Source organism: Nocardioides luteus, from assembly GCF_000960475.2.
Lineage (GTDB): Bacteria > Actinomycetota > Actinomycetes > Propionibacteriales > Nocardioidaceae > Nocardioides > Nocardioides luteus_A.
On record NZ_JZDQ02000078.1, the window covers coordinates 1 to 1,172 of the forward strand.

A 1,172-nucleotide genomic window follows, 5' to 3' on the forward strand; every position below is an offset into this window, starting at 1 on the left:
ATCCTGGCCCGCGAAACCGCCTGCCTCTCGCTGGAGGACCGCCGCGTCGTCGACGACCGACTCTGCGCCACCGGACCCAACGGCGAACAGCCGAAGGCGGTCACGATGGGCTTGCGGCAGCTCGAGAACGCCGCCAAGAAGCTCGCCATCACCCTCGACCAAGCCTCCGTCGTCGCCCGAGCCGCCAACGCCGTCAAGGACCGACGGGTCAGCCTGCGGCCGGCACCGGACACCATGACCTGGGTCGGCGCCCTGCTCCCGGTCAAAGACGGCGTCGCCGTCTACGCAGCCCTGGACCAGGCCGCCAACGCAGCCCGTGCCGCTGGCGACGAGCGGACGCGGGGTCAGGTCATGGCCGACACCCTCGTCGACCGAGTTACCGGTCGCACCACCGCCGAGGCGAGGCCGCGGATCGAGGTCAAGGTTGTGATGACCGCCGACACCCTCACCGGCGACGCTGACCAGTTCGCGATGGTCGAGGGCTACGGACCCGTCCCCGCCACCTGGGCTCGGGAGGCGCTGGCGGATGCCGAGGTGTTCGTGCGCCGGTTGTTCACCGATCCCGCTGGCCAGCTGGTCGCGATGGAGTCTCGTGCCAGGAAGGCACCCGACGGCCTGGCCGAGTTCATTGCCAGCAGGGATGGCGGGATCTGCCGCACTGTCGGCTGTGATGCGCCGATCCGCAACATCGACCACATCGAGCGCCACGCCGACGGCGGCCAAACCAACGCCGCAAACCTGCAAGGGCTGTGCGAGCGGTGCAATCAAGCCAAAGAAGCCCTCGGCTGGCAGGCTAGACCCGGGCCCGACGGCAGCATCACCACCATCACACCCACCGGCCACACCTATGTCAGCCCACCACCCGACACCTGGCAGCCGGACCCGCCACCCCTGTCCCCAGCCGAGCTGCGGCTGCGCAACGTACTCCTGGCCCACACGCTCGCGGCCTGATGCCCGCGACCGGGGAGAACTTTCTTCGGATCGGTGCTTGACCTTGACGCTACGTCAGGCCTGCACGCTTCTTCCACAGCCCCGAACCAAGGGCCCGAGACCTCCGAAGAAGGAGCACCACCATGAACAACATCCTCACCCGCCTCATCGGCGACAAGAAGGACTGGAAGCGCATGGAGGCCCGCGCCGCCGAGCTCCCCGCTGACTACCGCACCGTGTAT

General features: G+C 68.6%; 1 protein-coding gene. It reads left to right on the top strand.

Going from position 1 to position 1,172, the window contains the following annotated elements:
- The coding region (locus UG56_RS27345) for an HNH endonuclease (RefSeq protein ID WP_084101692.1) at positions 1-951 on the top strand (951 nt) is incomplete at its 5' end.
- Positions 952-1,172 lie beyond the last annotated feature (221 nt).